Source organism: Streptomyces sp. NPDC096040, from assembly GCF_040303265.1.
Taxonomy (GTDB): domain Bacteria; phylum Actinomycetota; class Actinomycetes; order Streptomycetales; family Streptomycetaceae; genus Streptomyces.
Map to the genome: position 1 here is coordinate 22,277 of NZ_JBEOTA010000019.1, position 22,256 is coordinate 44,532.

A 22,256-nucleotide genomic window follows, 5' to 3' on the forward strand; every position below is an offset into this window, starting at 1 on the left:
CTCGTGAAACGTGATGGCAAGAGCTTGCAGAGTCTTGCACAAGTAGCCCTCGTAGCGCTCTACCCCCGTAAACAAGCGGCAAGCAAGCGTCTCGCGGTGGTCGCCGGGAGGTCACACCCGGATAACTTCGGAGATCCCTTGCGCTTTTTTGCTGCAAGGTCTTTCGTCGCGCTTACATCGCTGTTACGTTCCCTGACGCCCGGCCGCCGCAACGGCGCTGTCGGCACGACGGCGAGGACGGCGGACGGGGCCGCCCTCGCATCACTCGGGCTTTTCACCCTCAAGGAGAATCATGCGGCGTGGCATAGCGGCCTCCGCGCTGGTGGCGTCCCTCGCCCTCACGGCGACGGCGTGCGGCGGGAGCGGCAGCGACAGCAAGTCGGACGGCCCGGTCACCATCACCTGGTGGGACACCTCCAACGCCACCAATGAGGCACCGACGTACAAGGCCTTGGTCAAGGAGTTCGAAGCCGCGAACAAGGACATCAAGGTCAACTACGTCAACGTCCAGTTCGACCAGGCGCAGAACAAGTTCGACACGGCCGCCCAGTCCGGCAAGGGCGCCCCCGACGTGCTGCGCTCCGAGGTCGGCTGGACCCCCGCCTTCGCCAAGGCCGGCTACTTCCTGCCGCTGGACGGCACCAGCGCCCTCGCGGACCAGGCCAAGTTCCAGTCCAGCCTGATCACCCAGGCCAAGTACGACGGCAAGACCTACGGTGTCCCGCTGGTCACCGACACCCTCGCCCTCGTCTACAACAAGGCCCTGCTGAAGAAGGCCGGCATCACCGCGGCCCCCAGGACCTGGGACGAGCTGAAGACCGACGCCGCCAAGATCCAGGACAAGGCCAAGGTCACCGGCTACTGGGGCCCCGAGGCCGCGTACTACACCCAGCCCTTCCTCTACGGCGAGGGCACCGACATGGTCGACGCCTCCGCCAAGAAGATCACCATCACCTCGGCGGCGGCCAAGAAGGGCTACCAGACCTGGCTGGACCTCTACTCCGGCAAGGGCCTGCAGAAGGCGGACACCACCGCCGACGCCTACGCCCACCGCCAGGACGCCTTCGTCAACGGCAAGGTCGCCATGACCATCGAGGGCCCCTGGGAGATCACCAACTTCTACAAGGGCTCCGCGTTCGGCGACAAGTCCAACCTCGGCATCACCACCGTCCCGGCCGGCTCCACCGGCAAGGCGGGCGCCCCGACCGGCGGACACAACCTCTCCATCTACGCCGGCTCGGACAAGGCCCACCAGACGGCGGCCGAGAAGTTCGTCGCCTTCATGACCTCCGCCAAGTCCCAGACGGAGATCGCCCTGAAGAACTCGACCCTGCCGACCCGCTCCGACGCCTACACGGCCGAGGTCAAGGCCGACCCGGGCATCGCCGGCTACCAGGCCGTCCTCTCCTCCGCGCAGCCGCGCCCGGCGCTCGCCGAGTACTCCTCCCTGTGGGGTCCGGTCGGCACCGAGCTGACCAAGGTCGCCGGCGGCAAGGAGTCCCTCGACAAGGGCCTGAGCAACGCCGAACTCGGGATCGAGAAGCTCGTCCCCGACTTCAGCAAGTAAGCCCCGAGTGGCCGTCGGATCCCCCTGAAAGACAGGGGAAGGGATCCGGCGGCCACCGGCCTGTGCCCAGCCCGATCCCGGAAAACCCAGAAGGTGTCGAACCATGACAGTCGCCATCGACCGTGCGACCGGCAAGCGCCACGGCGACCGCGCGCCCCGCCCCGGGCTGGGCCGGCGGATCCGGAACAGCTACCAGAAGTACTGGTACGCCTACGCGATGATCGCCCCCGTGGCCGTCGTGCTCGGGGCGCTCGTCGTCTACCCCCTGGTGTACGGCTTCTACCTGACGCTGACGGACGCCAACAGCCTCAACACCGCCCGCACCATCGGCGTCAACCACATCGACGCCACCTACAAGTTCATCGGCCTGGACAACTACAAGGACATCCTGTTCGGCCCGACGTCCTACGACCGCTTCTGGTCGCACTTCCTCTGGACGTTCGTCTGGACCGCGCTCTGCGTCACCCTGCACTACACCATCGGTCTGGGCCTCGCCCTGCTGCTCAACGAGAAGTTCCGCGGCCGCACCTTCTACCGTATGGTCCTCGTCCTGCCCTGGGCGGTGCCCACCTTCGTCACCGTGTTCGGCTGGCGGTTCATGCTCGCCGACGGCGGCATCATCAACGCGGCCCTCCACTTCCTCCATCTGCCGCAACCCGCATGGCTGGAGGACACGTTCTGGCAGCGGGCCGCCGCGATCCTCGTCAACACCTGGTGCGGTGTGCCGTTCATGATGCTCTCGCTGCTCGGCGGCCTCCAGGCCATCGACGGCACCCTCTACGAGGCCGCCGAGATGGACGGCGCCGGCGCCTGGCAGCGCTTCCGGTACGTCACCCTGCCGGGCCTGAGGTCCGTCAGCTCCACGGTCGTCCTGCTCGGCATCATCTGGACGTTCAACCAGTTCGCCGTGATCTTCCTGCTGTTCGGTGACACCGCCCCGGACGCGCAGATCCTGGTCACCTGGGCCTACTTCCTCGGCTTCGGACAGCAGCCGCGTGACTTCGCCCAGTCCGCCGCCTACGGCATGCTGCTGCTGGCCATCCTGATCGTCTTCACCTCCTTCTACCGCCGCTGGCTCAACCGCAACGATCAGCAGCTCGCGATCTGAGGCAGGAGTTTCCATGAGTACGACCACTGTCGAGACCTCCGCCCAGGTCGCCGAGGAGGCCCCTGTGACCAGCAGTCCGCGCCGTGTCCACCGCCGGGGCGAGCGCGGCCCCCTCGCCACCGCCGTCACCCACGGCATCCTGGGCGTCGCGAGCCTGATCGCGTTCTTCCCGGTCGGCTGGCTGATCTTCCTCTCGCTCGGCCCGGACAAGGACGACTACCTCCATCCGAGCGGCATCTGGCACAAGATGACGCTGGACAACTACTCCTTCGTCCTCCAGCACACCGGCTTCTGGGACTGGTTCAGGACGACGATGATCGTCGTCGGCGGTACCACCGTCATCGGCCTGATCCTCGCCTCCACCACCGGCTACGCGGTCTCCCGGATGCGCTTCCCCGGCTACCGGAAGTTCATGTGGCTGCTGCTGGTCACCCAGATGTTCCCGATCGCCGTGCTGATCGTGCCGATGTACCAGATCCTGTCGAACCTCGGCCTCATCGACAGCTACCTCGGGCTGATCCTGGTCTACTGCACCACCGTCGTCCCTTACACGGCCTGGCTGCTCAAGGGCTACTTCGACACGATCCCCTTCGAGATCGACGAGGCCGGCCGTGTCGACGGGCTCTCGCCCTTCGGCACCTTCGGCCGGCTGATCCTGCCGCTCGCCAAGCCCGGTCTCGCGGTCGCCGCGTTCTACAACTTCCTCACCGCTTTCGGGGAGGTCGCCTTCGCGTCCACGTTCATGCTGAGCGACGACAAGTACACCTTCGCGGTGGGGCTGCAGAGCTTCATCAGCGAGCACGACGCCCAGCGCAACCTGATGACCGCGACCGCGGTGCTGATCGCGATACCCGTCGCCGTGTTCTTCTACCTCGTGCAGAAGAACCTGGTGACCGGGCTGACCGCGGGCGGCACGAAGGGCTGACGCCGGGAGCCGAAGAAGCCGCCTCGGCCGTCGTTCGTCTGCGGCGCCGTTGTGGCTGGTCGCGCCCGCGCGGCGGAAGCCGCATATCGATAAAGCCCCGCGCCCCTTGCGGGGCGCGGTCGGCGGTCGCGGTGGATATCCGACCCCGCTTTCACCGCGGCCGCCTTGTCACCCGCCCCGTATCCACCTCTGACCCGATGACCCCGTTACATATCAAGGACGCCATGAGCCAGCAGCAATCCGCCGCCCCGGCCACCGCCACGACCACCGTCGCCCGTCGTCGCGACTGGTGGCGGGACGCGGTGATCTACCAGGTCTATCCGCGCAGCTTCGCCGACAGCAACGGTGACGGGATGGGGGACCTGGAGGGCGTACGTTCCAGACTCCCGTATCTGCGTGACCTCGGCGTCGACGCCGTGTGGCTCAGCCCGTTCTACGCCTCCCCGCAGGCGGACGCCGGCTACGACGTCGCCGACTACCGGGCCGTGGACCCGATGTTCGGCAACCTGCTCGACGCGGACGCGCTGATCCGTGACGCCCACGAGCTGGGCCTCAGGATCATCGTCGACCTGGTTCCGAACCACTCCTCCGATCAGCACGAGTGGTTCAGGCGGGCGTTGGCCGAGGGCCCCGGCTCGCCGCTGCGGGAGCGGTATCACTTCCGTCCCGGCAAGGGCGGCAACGGCGAACTCCCGCCCAACGACTGGGAGTCCATCTTCGGCGGGCCGGCCTGGACACGGGTCACGGAACCGGACGGCTCCCCCGGCGAGTGGTATCTCCACCTCTTCGCCCCCGAGCAGCCCGACTTCAACTGGGAACACCCGGCCGTCGGCGACGAGTTCCGCTCCATCCTGCGCTTCTGGCTGGACATGGGCGTGGACGGGTTCCGGATCGACGTGGCGCACGGCCTGGTGAAGGCGGAGGGGCTGCCGGACCTCGGCGGCGCCGAACAGCTGAAGCTGCTGGGCAACGATGTCATGCCGTTCTTCGACCAGGACGGTGTGCACGAGATCTACCGGCAGTGGCGGCACGTCCTCGACGAGTACGCCGAAAACGAAATGGGGCCCGAAGGGCCTTCCGCAGAAGGGCGGTGGTGGGCGACGGGTGGGCGCGTCTTCGTCGCCGAGGCATGGACGCCGACCGTGGAGCGCACCGCCAACTACGTCCGCCCGGACGAGCTGCACCAGGCCTTCAACTTCCAGTACCTGAGCACCGACTGGGACGCGAAGGAACTGCGGACGGTCATCGACCGCACCCTGGAGGCGATGCGCCCGGTCGGTGCCCCCGCCACCTGGGTCCTCTCCAACCACGACGTCACCCGGCATGCCACCCGGTTCGCCAACCCGCCGGGCCTCGGCACCCAGATCCGCACGGCGGGGGACCGGGACCTCGGCCTGCGGCGGGCCAGGGCCGCGACCCTGCTGATGCTGGCGCTGCCCGGATCGGCGTACATCTACCAGGGCGAGGAGCTGGGCCTCCCGGACGTCGTGGACCTGTCCGACGAGGTCCGGCAGGACCCCGCGTACTTCCGTGGCGCGGGCCAGGACGGCTTCCGGGACGGCTGCCGGGTGCCGATCCCGTGGACGCGGGAGGGCTCGTCGTACGGCTTCGGCAGCGGGGGCAGCTGGCTGCCGCAGCCGGCGAGTTGGGGTGAGCTGAGCATCGAGGCGCAGACCGGGGTGGCCGGTTCCACCCTGGAGCTGTACCGCACCGCGCTGAGCGTCCGTCGTGCACAGTCCGATCTGGGTGCCGGTGAGGCGGTGGAGTGGCTGCGTGCCCCGGAGGGTGTACTCGCCTTCCGTCGCGGGGAGTTCGTGTGCGTCGCGAACACCGGCGGGGAGTCGGTGACCACTCCGGCGTACGGCCGGGTGCTCCTCACCAGCGGTGAGGTGACCGAGGCGGGCGGCGAGGCGAAGGTGCCGGCCGACACGACCGTGTGGTGGACGACCGCCTGACGGGCCATCACTCGGCAACTTCTTGCGGCAACTTCTGAGGGCCCGCTACCCATCCGGGGAGCGGGCCTTTAACATCTGCGCAACCGCAAGGTTTCAGCAACCTTTCAGCAAGAGCCTTCAACGGCACCTTCAACGACGAAGGACCCCCACATGGCACCCAAGACCCTCTCCGCCGCGCTGGCGCTGGCCGCCTTCAGCGTTGTCATGACCCCGTCCGTCGCGGACGCCTCCCCGCCCGGCACCAAGGACGTCACCGCCGTCCTCTTCGAGTGGAAGTACGCCTCGGTCGCCAAGGAGTGCACCGCCACCCTCGGCCCCGCCGGCTACGGATACGTCCAGGTCTCCCCGCCCGCCGAGCACATACAGGGCTCCCAGTGGTGGACGTCGTACCAGCCGGTGTCGTACAAGATCGCGGGCAGGCTCGGCGACCGCACGGCCTTCCAGAACATGGTGAACACCTGCCACGCGGCCGGTGTGAAGGTGGTCGTCGACACGGTCGTGAACCACATGTCGGCGGGCAGCGGCACCGGCACCGGCGGCTCCTCGTACACGAAGTACGACTATCCCGGCCTGTACTCCTCCTACGACTTCGACGACTGCACCTCCCTCGTCTCCGACTACTCCGACCGCTGGAACGTCCAGCACTGCGAACTCGTCGGCCTCGCCGACCTGGACACCGGCGAGGAGTACGTCCGCAAGACCATCGCCGGCTACATGAACGACCTGCTGGGCCTCGGCGTCGACGGCTTCCGTATCGACGCGGCCAAGCACATCCCGGCCGAGGACCTGGCCAACATCAAGACCCGGCTCACCAACCCGTCGGTCTACTGGAAGCAGGAGGTCATCTACGGCGCCGGCGAGGCCGTCCAGCCGACCGAGTACACCGGCAACGGGGACGTCCAGGAGTTCCGCTACGCCTACGACCTCAAGCGCGTCTTCAACAACGAGAACCTCGCCTACCTGAAGAACTACGGTGAGGGATGGGGGTACATGAGCAGCTCGGTCGCCGGGGTCTTCGTCGACAACCACGACACCGAGCGCAACGGCAGCACCCTGAACTACAAGGACGGCGCCAACTACACCCTGGCCAACGTCTTCATGCTCGCCTACCCCTACGGCGCCCCGGACATCAACTCCGGCTACGAGTGGACCGACGCCGACGCGGGGCCGCCCAACGGCGGTACGGTCAACGCCTGCTGGCAGGACGGCTGGAAGTGCCAGCACGCCTGGCCGGAGATCATCCGCATGGTCGCCTTCCGCAACGCGGTGCGCGGCGAGTCGGTGACGAACTGGTGGGACGACGGGGCCGACGCGATCGCCTTCGGGCGGGGCGCGAAGGGGTACGTCGCCATCAACCACGAGTCGGGCTCGCTGACCCGGACGTACCAGACGTCGCTGCCGGCGGGGACGTACTGCAACGTTCAGGCGAACACGTCGGTGACCGTGAACTCCAGCGGCCAGTTCACCGCCACCCTGGCCTCGAACACCGCCCTGGCGATCTACGCCGGGAAGTCCACCTGCTGATCCATCCGCTGCGTACCGATCACCGACAGCAGCCGCAGCGCCTCCTCGGAGCGTGAGCCGGGGGTGGCGGTGTAGATCACCACCTGCTGGTCCCGGTCGGTGATGTCGAGGGCGTCGCAGTTGACGGTGACCGGGCCCACCACGGGGTGCTGGAAGGTCTTGCACAGGGTGGGCTCGGCGCTCACGTCGTGCGACTCCCACAGCCGCCTGAACTCCTCGCTCCCGGCGAGGAGTTCGTCCACCAGGCCGGTCACCTCGGGGGCGTCCGGGTAACGGGCGGCGGCGGCCCGCAGGCGCTGTGCCGAGTGCCGGGCGAAGGCGTCGACGTCCGACACCCCGTAGAGCGTCCGGCCGCCCGGGCGCGGGCTGAGGAAGGCGCGGCGCACGATGTTGCGCTCGCGCGGGGGCAGGGCGGAGAAGTCCTCCATGAGGGCGGCCGCGAGGTCGTTCCACGCCAGCACCTCGAAGGTCGCCGACGTCACGAAGGCGGCGGCCTGCGGCAGCCGGCGCAGCAGGTCCAGAAGGCTCTGCCGGACCTCGCGCGAGGGTCCGGGCGGCGGTCCCGGCGGGGCCCCGGCGAGGTGGTGCAGATGACCGCGCTCGGCGTCCGAAAGGCGCAGCGCCCGCGCAAGGCCGCCCAGCACCTCACGCGACGGCCGCGGCCCCCGCGCCTGCTCGAGGCGGGTGTAGTACTCGGTCGAGATGAATGCCAGCTGCGCCACCTCCTCGCGTCGCAGCCCGGGCGTGCGGCGGCGCGGGCCGCGGGACAGCCCCACCTCGGCGGGGGAGATCCGCTCCCGGCGGGTGCGCAGAAATGCCGCGAGTTCTTGCCTGTCCACGCCCCCAGTGTGCCGCCCTGCGGCGGGGCCCAGCCAGGTACCGCCGGTGCCTGGCTGGGCCGGGGGACCGGGCGCAGGCTGGAAGACATGGACAACACCACGAACCAGGGCCTGCTGACCGGCAAGGTCGCCTTCATCAGCGGCGCCGGCCGCGGGATCGGCGCGGCCGCCGCCCGGCTCTTCGCCCGCGAGGGCGCCCGCGTCCTGCTGGCGGCCCGCACGGAGGACCAGCTCAAGACGGTCACGGAGGAGATCAGGGCGGCCGGCGGCACCGCTGACTACGCCCTCTGCGACCTGGCCGACACGGACTCCGTCCGCGCCGCCGTCGACCGCACGGTGGAGGTCTACGGCCGCCTGGACATCGCCTTCAACAACGGCGCCACGATCCAGCACCCCGGCCCCATGGACGAACTCCCCGAGGACGACTTCGACCACATCACCAACGTCAACCTCAAGGGCGTCTGGCTGGCCATGACAGCGGAGGTCAAGGCCATCCGGGCGACCGCCACCGGGGGCGCCATCGTCAACAACTCCTCCGTCGGCAGCCTGGGCGCCAACCCGGTCCTGCCCGTCTACGGCGCCCTGAAGCGCGCCGTCAACAGCCTCACCGAGTCGGCGGCCGTCACGTACGGCCCCGAGGGCATCCGCGTCAACGCCATCGCGCCCGGCGGCACCCTCACCGACATGGTCCGCGCGTGGGAGGCGGCCACCCCCGGCGTCATCGACCGCATGAGGTCCACGACCCCGCTGGGCCGCACGGCCGACCCCGCCGAGATCGCCGAGGCCGCCGCGTGGCTCCTGAGCGACCGCGCGTCCTATGTGACGGGCACGGTACTGCGGGTGGACGGCGGGGCACGGGCCTAGACACCCCCGCCGTCCGCGGTGCGCATGGTCAGGGCGTGACGTTGATGTGCCTGGCCAGCGCGGTGACCGAGAGGTCGCCGTGGTCGACCCACTGCGGGAAGGCGAGCGTCTTGTGCTGGGTGGCGGCGGGCGGGGTGATCTCCAGGTAGGAGGCGTGCACCGCGCCCGAGGTGCCGGTGTTGGCGTGGGTCCAGGCGACGACGGCCTCGGCGCTCTCGCCGTTCCCGAGGACGAGGGTCTTCTTGCCGGGGTCCTTGGCGTACCAGGTGTTGCCCCAGTGCGTGTGGGTCGTCAGCGTCCGGTGCGCGGAGTTCTCCAGCCCCAGGCCGGGGTAGCCGCGCAGGGCGCAGGTCCTGCCGCTGAGGTTGCGCAGCCTGATGACGACCCCCTGGTGGTTCATCCCGCCGGCGAGCTGCTGGCCGAAGGTGGCCTTGAGCCCGGCGGCGGAGCAGGTCGGCGTCGACTTCACGGTGCTCGGGCTCGCGGCCTCGGCCGTGCCCGCCCAGGCGAGCCCCAGGCCGGCGACGGCGGTCACGGCGAGCACCGTGCGGCCGAACCTGCGGCCGGTGCGGTGCTTGGCGGTGCCTGTCTGGTCGGTGGTGTTCCGGTGTTCGTTCACGGTGACGGGTGCTCCACTCGTGCTCCGCGGCGCGGTCGGCGGCGGTGTCCGTACCCACGCCCCGCGCCGTCCTCTGGTGACCTACACCAGGTTCGATGCGGGACACAGCCGATTTGTTCACCGGATCGCGGGGAATTTCTCCCGCCTGCCGGCTCTTCGCGTGTCCCTCGTGTACGAGCGGCTCGTGCCCGACTCCCATGTCACGTTCCCCGTTGTTGAAAGTCCTTTCCGTGAATTGCAAGCCTCTTGCTGTAAGCCTTTCGGCAGCGGTACGGTCGCGCGGGGTCGGACCCAAGAGAGCCGCTATCGCTAGGAGTTCACACCGGTGATACATGTCAGACGGGTCGCGGCCGTTGCCGTCGCCGCCCTCGCCGCCGCGCTCGTGCAGCCCCTCGCCGCACACGCCGCCGCCCCGCCCGCACCGCCCTCCGACGCGAAGCTCGCCGCCGAGCCCGCCCGGCACGACGACACCCGGGAGCAGTTCTACTTCGTCATGCCGGACCGTTTCGCCAACGGTGACACCGGCAACGACCGGGGCGGCCTGACCGGCTCCCGTCTCTCCACCGGCTACGACCCCACCGACAAGGGCTTCTACCAGGGCGGTGACCTCAAGGGCCTGACCAAGCGGCTCGACTACATCAAGGGGCTCGGCACCACCGCCCTCTGGATGGCCCCCATCTTCAAGAACAAGCCGGTACAGGGCACGGGCAGCAACGCCTCGGCCGGCTACCACGGTTACTGGATCACCGACTTCACCCAGGTCGACCCGCACTTCGGGACCAACAAGGACCTGGAGACCCTGATCTCCAAGGCGCACGCCAAGGGGATGAAGGTCTTCTTCGACGTCATCACCAACCACACGGCCGATGTCGTCGACTACGAGGAGAAGTCCTACGACTACCTGTCGAAAGGCGCGTTCCCCTACCTGACCAAGGACGGACAGCCCTTCGACGACGCCGACTACGTGGCCGGCGGCAAGAGGTTCCCCGCCGTCTCCACCGCCTCCTTCCCGCGCACACCCATCGTGACCGGCGACAGCAAGGTGCCGTCCTGGCTCAACGACCCGACGATGTACCACAACCGGGGCGACTCGACCTTCGCCGGCGAGTCCGCCACCTACGGCGACTTCTCCGGCCTCGACGACCTGTGGACCGAGCGTCCCGAGGTCGTCAGCGGGATGGAGAAGATCTACGAGCGATGGGTACGGGACTACGACGTCGACGGCTTCCGGATCGACACCGTGAAGAACGTCGACATGGAGTTCTGGACCCAGTGGGCGACCGCGCTCGACAAGTACGCGGCCCGGCACGGCCGCAGCGACTTCTTCATGTTCGGCGAGACCTACTCGGCCGACACCTCGGTCACCTCCCCGTACGTCACCCAGGGCCGCCTCGACGCCACCCTCGACTTCCCCTTCCAGGACGCGGCCCGCGCCTACGCCTCACAGGGCGGCAGCGCGCAGAAGCTCGCCTCGGTCTTCGGCGACGACTACAAGTACACGACCGACAAGGCCAACGCCTACGAACAGGTCACCTTCCTCGGCAACCACGACATGGGCCGGATCGGGTACTTCCTGAAGCAGGACAACCCGAAGGCCACGGACGCCCAGCTGCTGGCCAAGGACAGGCTCGCCAACGAGCTGATGTTCCTCAGCCGCGGCAACCCGGTCGTCTACTACGGCGACGAGCAGGGCTTCACCGGTTCGGGCGGGGACAAGGACGCCCGGCAGACGATGTTCGCGTCGAAGGTCGCCGACTATCTCGACGACGACGAGATCGGCACCGACCGGACCGCCGCGAGCGACGCCTATGACACCAGTGCACCGCTCTACCGGCAGATCAGTGCTCTCTCCAAGCTGCGCAAGGCCAACCCCGCCCTCGCCGACGGCGTGCAGACCGAGCGCTACGCGGCCGACGGCGCCGGCGTCTACGCGTTCACCCGGACGGACGCGAAGACCGGCCAGGAGTACGTCGTCGCGTTCAACAACGCCGACACGGTGAAGACCGCGGCCTTCACCACCGGCTCCGCCGACATGCGCTACCGCGCGATCCACGGCGCGGACGGCACCCTGACCTCCGACGGCGCGGACCGGCTGACCGTCTCCGTCCCCGCCGGATCCGCCGTCGTCTACAAGGCCACCGGCGCCCTCGCCAAGCCCGCCACAGGCCCGGAGGTCACCCTCACCGCCCCGGCCACCGGCGCCACCGGCACCGTCGACGTCACCGCGAACGTCACCGGCGGACAGCTCAACCGCGTCGTCTTCGCCGCCCAGATCGGCAACGGCAGGTGGACCACCCTCGGCTCCGCCGACCACGCCCCCTACAAGGTCACCCAGACTCTCGCCGAGGACATTCCGGCCGGCACCGCCCTGCGCTACAAGGCGGTCGCCGTCGACTCGGCCGGTCACACCGGCAGCGCGCTCGCGGAAAGCACGTCCGGCACCCCGCCCGCCCCCGAGACCCCCACCGCCTCCTCCCGCGACTACGCGATCGTCCACTACCAGCGCACCGACGGCGACTACGCCGACTGGGGCCTGTACGCCTGGGGCGACATCGCCGACGGCGAGGCGACCACCTGGCCCGCCGGCCACCCCTTCGTCGGCCGGGACGCCTACGGCGCCTTCGCCTACGTCAAGCTGAAGCCCGGCGCCTCGAACGTCGGCTTCCTCGTCGTCGACAAGGACGGCAACAAGGACGTCTCCGCCGACCGCTCCATCGACGTCACCAGGACGGGTGAGGTCTGGATCGCGCAGGGGAAGGCGGACGTGATGACCGAACGGCCCGCCTACCCCGCCCAGGACACCACCAAGGCGGTCATCCACTACCACCGCGCCGACGGCAACTACGACGGCTGGGGCCTGCACGTCTGGACGGGCGCCGCGAACCCCACCGACTGGTCGAACCCCCTGAAGCCGGTGAAGACTGACGCCTATGGCGCGGTCTTCGAGGTACCGCTCACCGAGGGTGCCACCAGCCTCAGCTACATCATCCACAACGGCGACGAGAAGGATCTCTCCGCCGACCAGTCCCTGGATCTCACGTCCAACGGCTACGAGGTGTGGCTGTTGAACGGCCAGGAGAAGTACCTGCTCCCGCAGTCCGCCGGCAGCGCGGCCGCCCTCGACCTGACCACCTCCAAGGCGGTCTGGATCGACCGGGACACGGTCGCCTGGGACGGCGCCGACGGTGCCGCCTCCACCCAGCTGCTCTACTCCCACGACGGTTCGATCGCCGTCAAGGACGGGACGCTGACGAGCGACGACGAGCGGTGGCTGCGGCTGACGAAGACCACCCTCACCGACGCCCAGAAGGCCAGGTTCCCGCATCTGAAGGACTACACGGCCTGGTCGGTCGACCCGCGCGACCGCGACCGGGTGCGCGAGGCGCTCGCCGGACAGCTCGTCGCCTCCCAGCGCGCCGCGAACGGGGCGGTGCTGGCCGCGACCGGCGTGCAGATCGCCGGGGTGCTCGACGACGTGTACGCCAAGGCGACGACGGCGAGTCTCGGTCCGGTCTTCCACCGCGGGAAGCCGACCCTCTCCGTCTGGGCGCCGACCGCGCAGAGCGTGGGCCTGGAACTCGACGGCTCCACCGTGGCCATGAAGCGGAACCCCACCACCGGCGTCTGGTCCGTCACCGGCCCGAAGTCCTGGAAGAACAAGCCCTATCGGTATGTCGTGAAGGTCTGGGCGCCCAGCGTGCAGAAGATGGTGACCAACAAGGTCACCGACCCGTACTCGGTCGCCCTCACCGCCGACTCCGAACGCAGTCTCGTCGTGGACCTGGACGACAGGTCCCTGACCCCGGGTGGCTGGTCGACCTACACCAAGCCCAGGGCCGTACCGCTGAAGGACGCCCAGATCCAGGAGCTGCACATCCGGGACTACTCGGTGGCGGACTCCACGGTCCCGGCCGCCGACCGGGGCACGTATCTGGCCTTCACCGACAAGGGCAGCGACGGCTCCAAGCACCTGCGCGAACTCGCCAGGTCCGGGACGTCGTACGTCCATCTCCTCCCGGCCTTCGACTTCGCCACCGTGCCCGAGAAGAAGGCCGACCAGGCGAGCCCCGACTGCGATCTCGCCTCCTACGCGGCCGACTCCGACAAGCAGCAGGCGTGCGTCTCGGCGGTCGCCGCCAAGGACGCCTACAACTGGGGGTACGACCCCTACCACTTCACGGTTCCCGAGGGGGCGTACGCCACCGATCCCGACGGCACCGCCCGCACGGTCCAGTTCCGGCAGATGGTCAAGTCGCTGAACGAGGACGGCCTGCGGGTCGTCATGGACGTCGTCTACAACCACACGGCGGCCGGCGGACAGGCCGACACATCCGTCCTCGACCGGATCGTGCCCGGCTACTACCAGCGGCTGCTCGCGGACGGCTCGGTGGCGAACAGCACCTGCTGTGCCAACACCGCGCCCGAGAACGCCATGATGGGCAAGCTGGTGGTCGACTCGATCGTCACCTGGGCCAAGGAGTACAAGGTCGACGGCTTCCGCTTCGACCTGATGGGCCACCACCCGAAGGCCAACATCCTGGCGGTCCGCAAGGCCCTGGACGCGCTGACCCCGAAGAAGGACGGCGTCGACGGCAAGAAGATCATCCTCTACGGCGAGGGCTGGAACTTCGGCGAGGTCGCCAACGACGCCCGGTTCGTCCAGGCCACGCAGGCGAACATGGCCGGCACCGGCATCGCCACCTTCTCCGACCGCGCCCGGGACGCCGTACGCGGCGGCAGCCCCTTCGACGAGGACCCCGGTGTCCAGGGCTTCGCGTCCGGGCTGTACACCGACCCCAACGCGTCCACGGCCAACGGCACTCCGGCCGAGCAGAAGGCCCGCCTGCTGCACTACCAGGACCTGATCAAGGTCGGTCTGAGCGGCAACCTCGCCAAGTACACCTTCACCGACACCGACGGCAAGGAGGTCACCGGCGCCGAGGTCGACTACAACGGCTCGCCCGCCGGTTACGCGGCCGCGCCCGGCGATGCCCTCGCCTATGTCGACGCGCACGACAACGAGTCGCTGTTCGACGCGCTGACGTACAAGCTGCCGGCCACGACCAGCGCCTCCGACCGGGCCCGGATGCAGGTCCTCGCGATGGCCACGGCAGCCCTGTCGCAGGGCCCGTCGCTCTCCCAGGCGGGCACCGATCTCCTCCGCTCCAAGTCCCTGGACCGCAACTCCTTCGACAGCGGCGACTGGTTCAACGCCATCCACTGGAACTGCTCCGACGGCAACGGCTTCGGACGTGGGCTGCCCATGGCCGCCGACAACGCGTCCAAGTGGCCTTACGCCAAGCCGTTGCTGAGTTCGGTGCGCGTCGGGTGCGCGGAGATCGACGGATCCTCCGCCGCCTACCGCGATCTGCTGAGAATCCGTACGACCGACAGCGTGTTCTCGCTGGACACAGCTGGACAGGTGCAGTCGAAGCTCTCATTCCCTCTGTCCGGGAAGGACGAGACGCCCGGCGTGATCACCATGGAGCTCGGTGACCTCGTCGTCGTGTTCAACGCGACGCCGGAACGGCAGAAGCAGCGGGTGAACGCGCTGGCCGGTACCGGTTACCGGCTGCACCCCGTGCAGGCGGCGGGCGCGGATTCCGTCGTCAAGTCGGCATCGTACGAGCGGGAAGCGGGTACGTTCACGGTTCCGGGACGCACTGTGGCGGTGTTCTCCCGGACCGCATGACATCCGCACTACTTTGGTGGGGCAGGCCCAGAACCGGGCGCTGCCCCACCGGCGTTGTCCAGGGGCTGGTATATGGACGTCAACGGCAAGCTGACAGACACCACCGTGCTGATCGTGGACGACGAGGCCGCGAGCAGGCTCGCGATGGGCACCGTGCTGCGCCGGGCCGGCCACGAGGTCGTCCCGGTCGCCTCCGGCCAGGAGGCACTCGGTGAACTCGACGTACGGCTGCGCAAGGGCCGGCTGCCCGACGTGGCCCTCATCGATGTGCACCTGCCGGACATGAGCGGCTTCGAGCTGTGCCGCCGGCTCAAGGAGCGGCCGCACATGGCAGGTCTGCCCGTGGTGCACTTCTCGGCGCTCTCCGGCGTCCCGGTGGACCGCTGCCCCGGCCTTGACGTGGGCGCCGAGGCCTATCTGACGGTGCCGGCCGAGCCGGAGGACATCGAGGCCGCGGTCCGGTCCGCCGTCCGCGCCGCCCGGTTGCGCGCCGACGACCAGGCACTGGTACGGCGGCTCAGGCAGCTGTCGGAGACGATCGTCACCATCCAGTCGGCGCGCTCCCTGCACGAGCTGGCCGACGCCGCCGCGGACGGTGCCGCACGGCTGCTCGGCGGTCCCGCCGCCGTCTTCGTCCTCGACCGGGACGACGAGCTGTACCGCGGCCTGAGCCGGGAGCGCACCTCCCTCGCCCTGCCCGACGCGAGCGCCCACCGGGACGTGGCCGGCCTGCTGAGGCGGCTCACCCGGGGACAGTCCGGCGTTCAGATCACCACCGTGCCGGCGCCGCTGTGGCCCACCGGGTTCTTCCGGCCCGGCGTGCAGCACGACGCCCGGCTGACGCTGGTCCTCACCCAGGACGGCAAGGTGCCGGTGTGCCTGGCCACCCCCACCCGCGGCCGGCGCCGGGTCAGCCCCGAGAACGAGGCGCTGCTGGCCCAGCTGACCCAGGCCACCGCGCTCGCCGCCGAGCCGCTGCTCATGTACCAGGTGGAGCGGCATGTCGCGCTCACCCTCCAGCACAGCTTCCTGCCCCGCCCGCACCAGCTGCCCGAGCTGCCCGGCGTCGACATAGCGGTGCGCTACGAGCCCGCCTCCCAGGACACGGAGATCGGCGGCGACTTCTACGCCGCGCTACGGGTCGGCGACGGAATCCTCACCGCGGTGGGGGACGTCGTCGGGCACTCGCTGGACGCGGCCACCGTCATGGTCGAACTGCGGCACGCGCTGCGCGCCTACTGCCTCGCGGAGAGCGACCCGGCCGCCCTCGCCGAACGGCTCGACCGGCTGCTCCAGCACTACCACGCCGAGGTCACGGCCACTGTCTGCCTGGCCCTGATCGATCCCGGAACCGGGCGCACCCGCATCGCCAACGCCGGCCACATCCCGCCGCTGATACTCGGTGACGACGGCAGCGCCGAGTACGTCAAGGCGTCCGGTCCGCTGCTCGGCGTGGGCCTGCCGCACCCGCCGCCCACCGAGCTGGTCCTCGGACCCACCGACCGGCTCCTCATGGTCACCGACGGCCTGATCGAGACCCGGGGCACCGACCTCACGGTCTCGATGGAACACCTCCGCGCCGCCGCCGTCGGGGCCCTGCCCGGCCTGGAGGCCCTGTGCGACACCCTCCTGGCCTGCTTCGGCCGCGACAGGGAGGACGACGTCGCCCTGCTGGCCCTCAGCCTGGCCGACTAGGCCCTGCGGCTCGAAGTACAGCCGGTCGGAGGTGTCGTAGCCGGTGGAGACGGTCTCCGGGTTGCAGTTGACCAGTACGACCGGCCTACGGCGCCGTCGTCCGCGAGCGGGCAGGAAGAGCCGGAGCAACGGCTCGACCAGCCGGGCCAGGAGATACGTCATGCCGTCACATTCCCGTCTGCCTCGCGGGCGACGACGGGAATGTGACGGCAGGACCTAGGCTGAGGGCCAGTTCCCGTTGACCAGGAGGGCCCATGCCGCAGATCACCGTCGACTACTCCGCCGCCGCGGACGGCGTCTTCGACCGGGAGGGCTTCGCCAGGGCCCTGCACACTGCCGTGGTCGAGATCGCGGCCGCCAAGCCCGAGGCCTGCAAGACGCTGTTCCGCGCCGCCGACCGCACGGCGTACGGCTACGACCAGGAGGGTGCCCACGTCATCGTGCACATCACCTTCGGTCTGCTGGCCGGCCGCACCGACGAGACGAAGGCCAGGCTGACCGAGACGGCCCTGGAACTGCTGCGCGAACACCTCAAGCCCGAGGGCTTCGTCCTGCACGCCTCAGCGGAGGTCCGCGACCTGGACCCGTCGTACCGGAAGTACGAGGGCTGAGCGCTTCACTGTCAGCGCCGTGATGTGCCGTCGTTCGGCTGCGGCGCCGTCGTGGCTGGTCGCGCACCCGCGGTGGAGCCGCATATTGATGCGGCCCCGCGCCCCTTCGGGGCGCTACCGAACCGCAGCCGCCCCGCTCAGCCCGCCAACGCGAGCAGTCGGACGGCGAGGTCCGCGAACGGGCCGTCGCCCGGCTCGTCCTTGACCATCCGCTTCAGCAGGGCGGTCATCTCCTCGTCGTGGGCGGCGCTGACGGCGGCCAGCGCCGCGAAGTCGTGGACGAGCTGGATCTCCAGTTCGGCGCGGGGGATGCGCCGACCGTCCAGCCAGATCAGCGCGGTCGACTCGGCGAGGGAGATCCAGGAGCGGATGACCAGTTCCAGTCGGGCCGGTGCCTCGCTTACGTCGAGGTGCGCGAGGATCTGCTCGTACGCGGCCTGCCGCACGGAGTCGATGAGCGCGTTGGTCGCGGACGAGCCGACCGCCGGGCCGCCGCGCATCAACGCGGCGAAACCGGGCCCGTGTTCGTCGACGAAATCGAAGAAACGGTGCATCACCCGCAGCAGCCGCGCCCCGAGCGGACCTTCCTGCGGCTCGGCGAAGCGGCCCGCGAGATCTTCCGAGGCACGCTTCAACGCGGCCTCGTACAGGCTGAGTTTGCCGGGGAAGTAGTGGTAGACGAGCGGCCGCGAGATGCCCGCGGCCGACGCTATCTCGTCTATGGAGACCTCGTCGGGCGAGCGACGGCTGAACAGTTCGAGGGCGACGCCGATCAACTGCTGCCGCCGCTCCTCGACTCCCAATCTGCGGCGTACCCCGGTACTCATGCGAACACCTTACCGATCGGATCCGGCCTCCAACGGACCTGACCCGTCATGGGCTTTCACAGATCCAGCACAAGTCTTCCACCGCGTGCCCGGGATACACAGATCAGCATCGAGTCGGCACGCTCCGCGTCCGTCAGCAGCTCGTCCCGGTGCTCCACCTCCCCTGCCAGCACCCGCTGCCGGCAGGTCCCGCAGAATCCCTGCGCACAGGAGTACGCCGTGTCGGGGAGTTCCGCCCGCACCGCGGCCAGCACGGTCGAGTCGGCCGGCACCGTCAACGTCCGACCGCTCCGCCGCAGTTCGAGCTCGAACTCACGGTTGCCCTCGCTGCTGGTGCGCGGCGCGAAGCGTTCCAGCCGGACGGCCGGGAACCGCTCCTCCACCGCCGCCATCAGCCCCTGCGGACCGCAGCAGTACACCAGCGCGCCCTCGGGGACCGTCAGCGCGTCGAGGTCAGGCCGGCCGTCCAAGTCCTCCGCGACGACCGTGACCCGCTCGTCCCCGGCCAGCTCGTCCAGGAACGGCATCGACGCCCGGCTCCGCCCGCAGTACAGCAGCCTCCACTCCGCACCCGCCGGCACGGCCCGCACCATCGACAGGAACGGGGTGATGCCGATGCCCCCGGCGACGAACAGATAGGACTCGGCCTCGACGAGCGGGAAGCGGTTCCGCGGCCCGCGCACCTCCAGCTCCATGCCCTCGGCCACCTGCTCATGGACCTCCCGTGAACCGCCCCGCCCGTCCGCGACCAGCCGGGTGGCGATCGTGTACGACGAGGTGTCCGCCGGGTCCCCGCAGAGCGAGTACTGCCGGACCAGTCCCGACGGCAGCACGACGTCGAGATGCGCCCCCGGCTCCCATCCCGGCAACCGGCCACCCTCCAGGCGCAGTTGTACGACCCCGTCCGCGACCGTCCGGCAGGAGGCGACCCGCAGCCGCAGCGCCCGGGAGCGCGGTTGTCCGGAGGTCGGCGGGTCCAGGGCCGGCACCGGCCACAGCGGGGAGACCTCGATACGGCGTCTCATGGCCCGCTTGACGAGCAGCGCGGCGCCCGCGAGGGCGACGACGGTCCGCAACCTCGGCATCACTCGGCCCCCTTCCCGGCGTGCTCCGCCGCCAGCGCGGCGGGGGAGGAGGCGAGGTAGGCGACCGCCTGGGCGGTGGAGCCCTCCTGGGAGGGGTGGTAGCCGCGGCCGAGGTACCTGGGTATGGACTTGAGCATGTCGCCGGTGGCGGGCAGGGTGCCGCGCCTGCCGGCGAGACAGAAGTCCCGGAGGCGGGCTCGGCCTTCGAGGAGCGTCGGGTCGTTCGCCATGAAGAAGCGGGCGCCGCGCTGCCACAGGAACACGATCGCCGTGAACGCCGTCGCCCAGGTCCGCACCCGCCGCCGGTAGCTGCCGTCGACATGCTGGAACAGGTCGAAGGCGACCGCCCGGTGCTCGACCTCCTCGGCGCCGTGCCAGCGCAGCAGGTCCAGCATCGTCGGGTCGGCGCCGCGCCGGTCCAGTTCGCCGGCGTTGAGTACCCAGTCGCCGAGGAAGGCGGTGTAGTGCTCGATGGCCGCGATCAGCGCGACCCGTTCAAGGAGCCACCAGCGCCTGGCCTTCCCCGGCGGCAGGCTCCGGTCGCCGAGCAGCTTCTCGAAGAACCAGTCGACCTGCGCGGTGTACGGCGTCGGGTCGAGCCCCAGCTCCCTGAGGTGGGGCAGCACCTCGTCATGGGCCTGGGAGTGCATCGCCTCCTGGCCGATGAACCCGACGACGTCCTCGCGCAGCCGCTCGTCCCGGATCAGGGGCAGCACCTGCTTGTAGACGTGCACGAACCAGCGCTCACCGGCGGGCAGCAGCAGATGCAGCACATTGATGGTGTGCGTGGCGAGCGGATCGCCGGGCACCCAGTGCAGCGGGGTGTCCTGCCAGGCGAAGGACACATTGCGGGCCGTGAGCGCTGTGTGCTCGGATTCCACCGGTTGCGGCTGCTTGTTGGACATGGCGTCAATGTACTGACGGGTAGCCGACCTGAGAAGATCCGTGGCAGAGCTTGTTTACGGATGTGTCAGCAAGGCGTTCTCACCGAAGCCCGCTGATCCCGCTGCCGTCCTCCAGCGTGCCCTTCAGGTCGGCCTGCGCCCCCTGCTTCGCCCTGGCCGCCAGCAGCGTCCCCTGGGCCGACGCGGTGACCCCGCCGGTCGCCCGGATCGACGCCGTGTCACGGCTGCCCGCGGCCAGCAGGTACCACTGCCCGGCCCCGGACTTCCACAACACCCCGGCCAGCACATGCGGATCACGCGGACCGCACGCCGTCACATCGGACCCCTTCGCCGCCACCGCCCCGTACTGGCCGCCCGGCGTGCGGAACTGGGCCAGCGACACCGTGCCGTCGCCCCGCCAGGTCTCCGCGCGTGTGCACACCCACGACCCGGAGCCACTGGCGTCCGGCAGCGGCTGCTCCGCGAACGCCCAGGCGTTGACGCTGCGCACCCCGGCGGAGCGCTCCGCCGCCAGCGAGCAGGCGAACGGCGCCCAGTCGCGCAGCGCCTTCGCCCCCGAGGCCTCGTCGGTGTATCCCGGCTTGCCCGCGGTGAGCCGGGCCGGCACCAGCTCGCCCAGGTCGGTGGAGAGATGGGTGCCGTCCGCGTCGGTCAGCTGGAGCACGTTCCAGGACGTACACGCCCCCTGTCGCAGGGCGGAGCTGGCCAGTGGTCCGGTCACCCCGTCGGTCAGCCCGAGGTCCATCGCCCCCGCGGTCGGTTTCACCAGGTCCCGCTCCGCCGCCTGGGTCACCCAAGGGGCCGTCAGATAGCGGACGTTGCCGTCGGAACGGCCGAGGACCAGGGCCTCCGCCTCGACGCCGGTCGCGCCGTCGGCGCGGGCGAAGTCCAGGGCCGCGCCCTGGGTGCCGTCCTTCGGTTCGGCGTAGCGGGCGATGCGCAGACCGTCGTAGAAGATCACCACCCGGGCGCTGTCGACGACGCCCGCGTACAGCAGTTGGGGCGGTCCGGCCGGGCCGCCGGTCTGGGTGCCGGGCGTCGCCGAGACACGGACGGTTTCGCCGGGGCGGGCCCAGACGGCGAGGGCGCGGCGCAGCAGCGCGGTGTCGCCGGTGAGGGCGCCGCGTGCGGGCCACACGGAGAAGTCGGTCCGGGCGGCGGTCTTCCAGGCGGTGGCCGGGGCCTTCGTCAGCTGGGCCGGGTCCAGAGCGGCCTGGGCGGCCGGGTTCTGCGCGTACACCGGGGCGGCCGCGCCGTCGGCGCCCCAGCCGCCGCCCGGCAGCGCGACCAGCGCCCCGCAGACCGCGAGCGCGGCAGCGGCGGCGAGCGCGGCCTTGGTGTGCTGCCGGCGCCGCATCAGATCCGTGGGCCGGGCCTGCAGGGAACAGGGATCGAACTCGGGGGAGTCGAGCAGCGGGTACTCGGCCGGCACGCCGTTCGCCTCGGCGAGCGCGCCGTCCGGGTCCTCCGCCCCGGCCGCCCGGAGGATCTTGCGGACGTCGGCGTCGGGGAGCTGTTCGAGACCGCGCAGGGCGTAGGCGGCCCGGGCCGGCCCGGACAGGGCGGCGAGGCGCTGGTCCAGGGCGAGTTCGTCGGCGCCGCCGGAGCGCGGGAAGAGCCGCAGGCCCCACACCTGGGGGAGCAGCGGCGGAAGCTGGGCCCGCTTGGGCCACGCGGTCAGCTTGAGCGGCAGGCCCGCCTCCAGTGCCGTACGCACCACTTCGAGGCGGACCAGGGCGTACCCGGGGTCGGTGTTCCGTCCGGTGGACTGGGCCGGGATCACCGGGGCCTGGCTGCGGCCGCGGGGCAGCGCCCGCTGGACCAGGGAGTGCGCGGTCAGGACGCGGCGGCCCCGGGCCAGGCCCGGCGGCAGCACCAGATAGGCGAGCCGGACCAGCCGTGGATAGTGCTCGACGAGCGCGGCCTCGGCCTGCTCGACATCGACGGCCGGGCCCAGGGCTCCGGCGGAGGCGGCTGCGTGACGCTGGGCTACATCCTGTGACTGCACGTCCTGGAGAACGAGCGACCCGTTGGTAGGTC

At 70.2% G+C, this 22,256-nt stretch carries 15 protein-coding genes and 1 pseudogene; 9 read left to right on the forward strand and 7 right to left on the reverse strand.

The window, feature by feature from the left end; all coding sequences use genetic code 11:
* The first annotated feature begins 292 nt into the window (after positions 1 to 292).
* The 5 genes from ABTY98_RS25580 (at position 293) to ABTY98_RS25600 (ending at position 7,079) form a co-directional block, all read left to right on the forward strand.
* Positions 293 to 1,567 (forward strand): extracellular solute-binding protein, encoded by a 1,275-nt coding sequence (locus ABTY98_RS25580; protein WP_352223293.1) that lies wholly within the window; start codon positions 293 to 295, stop codon positions 1,565 to 1,567.
* 103 nt (positions 1,568 to 1,670) lie between these two features.
* Positions 1,671 to 2,675 (forward strand): carbohydrate ABC transporter permease, encoded by a 1,005-nt coding sequence (locus tag ABTY98_RS25585; RefSeq protein ID WP_352223294.1) that lies wholly within the window; start codon positions 1,671 to 1,673, stop codon positions 2,673 to 2,675.
* Between the two features lie 13 nt (positions 2,676 to 2,688).
* Entirely contained in the window at positions 2,689 to 3,600 is a 912-nt protein-coding gene (locus ABTY98_RS25590; RefSeq protein WP_352223295.1) for a sugar ABC transporter permease, read from the forward strand.
* Between the two features lie 224 nt (positions 3,601 to 3,824).
* The gene (locus ABTY98_RS25595; protein ID WP_352223296.1) at positions 3,825 to 5,555 is read left to right on the forward strand and encodes a glycoside hydrolase family 13 protein; all 1,731 of its coding nucleotides are present in this window, start codon (positions 3,825 to 3,827) and stop codon (positions 5,553 to 5,555) included.
* Between the two features lie 150 nt (positions 5,556 to 5,705).
* Positions 5,706 to 7,079 carry an alpha-amylase gene (locus ABTY98_RS25600; RefSeq protein WP_352223297.1) on the forward strand — a complete coding sequence of 458 codons (1,374 nt, stop codon included), beginning with the start codon at positions 5,706 to 5,708 and terminating at the stop codon, positions 7,077 to 7,079.
* Here ABTY98_RS25600 and ABTY98_RS25605 read toward each other — a convergent pair.
* Entirely contained in the window at positions 7,055 to 7,918 is an 864-nt protein-coding gene (locus ABTY98_RS25605; protein WP_352223298.1) for a helix-turn-helix transcriptional regulator, read from the reverse strand. The genes ABTY98_RS25600 and ABTY98_RS25605 overlap by 25 nt on opposite strands.
* Positions 7,919 to 8,005: 87 nt before the next feature.
* Here ABTY98_RS25605 and ABTY98_RS25610 point away from each other — a divergent pair, with 87 nt between their 5' ends.
* Positions 8,006 to 8,782 (forward strand): SDR family NAD(P)-dependent oxidoreductase, encoded by a 777-nt coding sequence (locus ABTY98_RS25610; RefSeq protein WP_352223299.1) that lies wholly within the window; start codon positions 8,006 to 8,008, stop codon positions 8,780 to 8,782.
* A 28-nt stretch (positions 8,783 to 8,810) separates the two neighbouring features.
* Here the strand turns inward: ABTY98_RS25610 and ABTY98_RS25615 are convergent, their stop codons facing one another.
* Positions 8,811 to 9,401 (reverse strand): DUF4232 domain-containing protein, encoded by a 591-nt coding sequence (locus ABTY98_RS25615; RefSeq protein WP_352223300.1) that lies wholly within the window; start codon positions 9,399 to 9,401, stop codon positions 8,811 to 8,813.
* Positions 9,402 to 9,726: 325 nt separating this feature from the next.
* On the opposite strand from ABTY98_RS25615, the gene pulA reads away from it, so the two are divergent.
* Entirely contained in the window at positions 9,727 to 15,093 is a 5,367-nt protein-coding gene (gene pulA / locus ABTY98_RS25620; protein ID WP_352223301.1) for a pullulanase-type alpha-1,6-glucosidase, read from the forward strand.
* Positions 15,094 to 15,165: 72 nt separating this feature from the next.
* Complete coding sequence (locus tag ABTY98_RS25625; protein WP_352223302.1) at positions 15,166 to 16,788, forward strand: SpoIIE family protein phosphatase; 1,623 nt, start codon at positions 15,166 to 15,168, stop codon at positions 16,786 to 16,788.
* 15 nt (positions 16,789 to 16,803) lie between these two features.
* Here ABTY98_RS25625 and ABTY98_RS42400 read toward each other — a convergent pair.
* A pseudogene (locus ABTY98_RS42400) lies at positions 16,804 to 16,950 on the reverse strand (carbamoyl phosphate synthase preATP-grasp domain-containing protein); the annotation flags it as partial.
* A 92-nt stretch (positions 16,951 to 17,042) separates the two neighbouring features.
* On the opposite strand from ABTY98_RS42400, the gene ABTY98_RS25630 reads away from it, so the two are divergent.
* The gene (locus ABTY98_RS25630) at positions 17,043 to 17,399 is read left to right on the forward strand and encodes a 5-carboxymethyl-2-hydroxymuconate Delta-isomerase (protein WP_352223303.1); all 357 of its coding nucleotides are present in this window, start codon (positions 17,043 to 17,045) and stop codon (positions 17,397 to 17,399) included.
* 137 nt (positions 17,400 to 17,536) lie between these two features.
* On the opposite strand, the gene ABTY98_RS25635 is transcribed toward ABTY98_RS25630, so the two are convergent.
* The 4 genes from ABTY98_RS25635 to ABTY98_RS25650 all read right to left on the reverse strand — a co-directional run bounded on the left by ABTY98_RS25635 (position 17,537) and on the right by ABTY98_RS25650 (position 22,224).
* Entirely contained in the window at positions 17,537 to 18,226 is a 690-nt protein-coding gene (locus ABTY98_RS25635; RefSeq protein WP_352223304.1) for a TetR/AcrR family transcriptional regulator, read from the reverse strand.
* A 56-nt stretch (positions 18,227 to 18,282) separates the two neighbouring features.
* A complete protein-coding gene (locus ABTY98_RS25640; protein WP_352223305.1) occupies positions 18,283 to 19,311 on the reverse strand; it encodes a PDR/VanB family oxidoreductase in 1,029 nt (342 codons plus the stop codon).
* Positions 19,311 to 20,216 carry a metal-dependent hydrolase gene (locus ABTY98_RS25645; RefSeq protein WP_352223306.1) on the reverse strand — a complete coding sequence of 302 codons (906 nt, stop codon included), beginning with the start codon at positions 20,214 to 20,216 and terminating at the stop codon, positions 19,311 to 19,313. The genes ABTY98_RS25640 and ABTY98_RS25645 overlap by 1 nt, the downstream gene beginning before the upstream one ends.
* A 79-nt stretch (positions 20,217 to 20,295) precedes the next feature.
* A complete protein-coding gene (locus ABTY98_RS25650) occupies positions 20,296 to 22,224 on the reverse strand; it encodes a hypothetical protein (protein ID WP_352223307.1) in 1,929 nt (642 codons plus the stop codon).
* Positions 22,225 to 22,256 lie beyond the last annotated feature (32 nt).

Coding starts and splice junctions, on each gene's coding strand:
- ABTY98_RS25580 (WP_352223293.1), top strand. CDS start 293: ATGCGGCGTGGCATAGCGGCCTCCGCGCTGGTGGCGTCCCTCGCCCTC.
- ABTY98_RS25585 (WP_352223294.1), top strand. CDS start 1,671: ATGACAGTCGCCATCGACCGTGCGACCGGCAAGCGCCACGGCGACCGC.
- ABTY98_RS25590 (WP_352223295.1), top strand. CDS start 2,689: ATGAGTACGACCACTGTCGAGACCTCCGCCCAGGTCGCCGAGGAGGCC.
- ABTY98_RS25595 (WP_352223296.1), top strand. CDS start 3,825: ATGAGCCAGCAGCAATCCGCCGCCCCGGCCACCGCCACGACCACCGTC.
- ABTY98_RS25600 (WP_352223297.1), top strand. CDS start 5,706: ATGGCACCCAAGACCCTCTCCGCCGCGCTGGCGCTGGCCGCCTTCAGC.
- ABTY98_RS25610 (WP_352223299.1), top strand. CDS start 8,006: ATGGACAACACCACGAACCAGGGCCTGCTGACCGGCAAGGTCGCCTTC.
- ABTY98_RS25625 (WP_352223302.1), top strand. CDS start 15,166: ATGGACGTCAACGGCAAGCTGACAGACACCACCGTGCTGATCGTGGAC.
- ABTY98_RS25630 (WP_352223303.1), top strand. CDS start 17,043: ATGCCGCAGATCACCGTCGACTACTCCGCCGCCGCGGACGGCGTCTTC.
- ABTY98_RS25635 (WP_352223304.1), bottom strand. CDS start 18,226: ATGAGTACCGGGGTACGCCGCAGATTGGGAGTCGAGGAGCGGCGGCAG.
- ABTY98_RS25640 (WP_352223305.1), bottom strand. CDS start 19,311: ATGCCGAGGTTGCGGACCGTCGTCGCCCTCGCGGGCGCCGCGCTGCTC.
- ABTY98_RS25645 (WP_352223306.1), bottom strand. CDS start 20,216: ATGTCCAACAAGCAGCCGCAACCGGTGGAATCCGAGCACACAGCGCTC.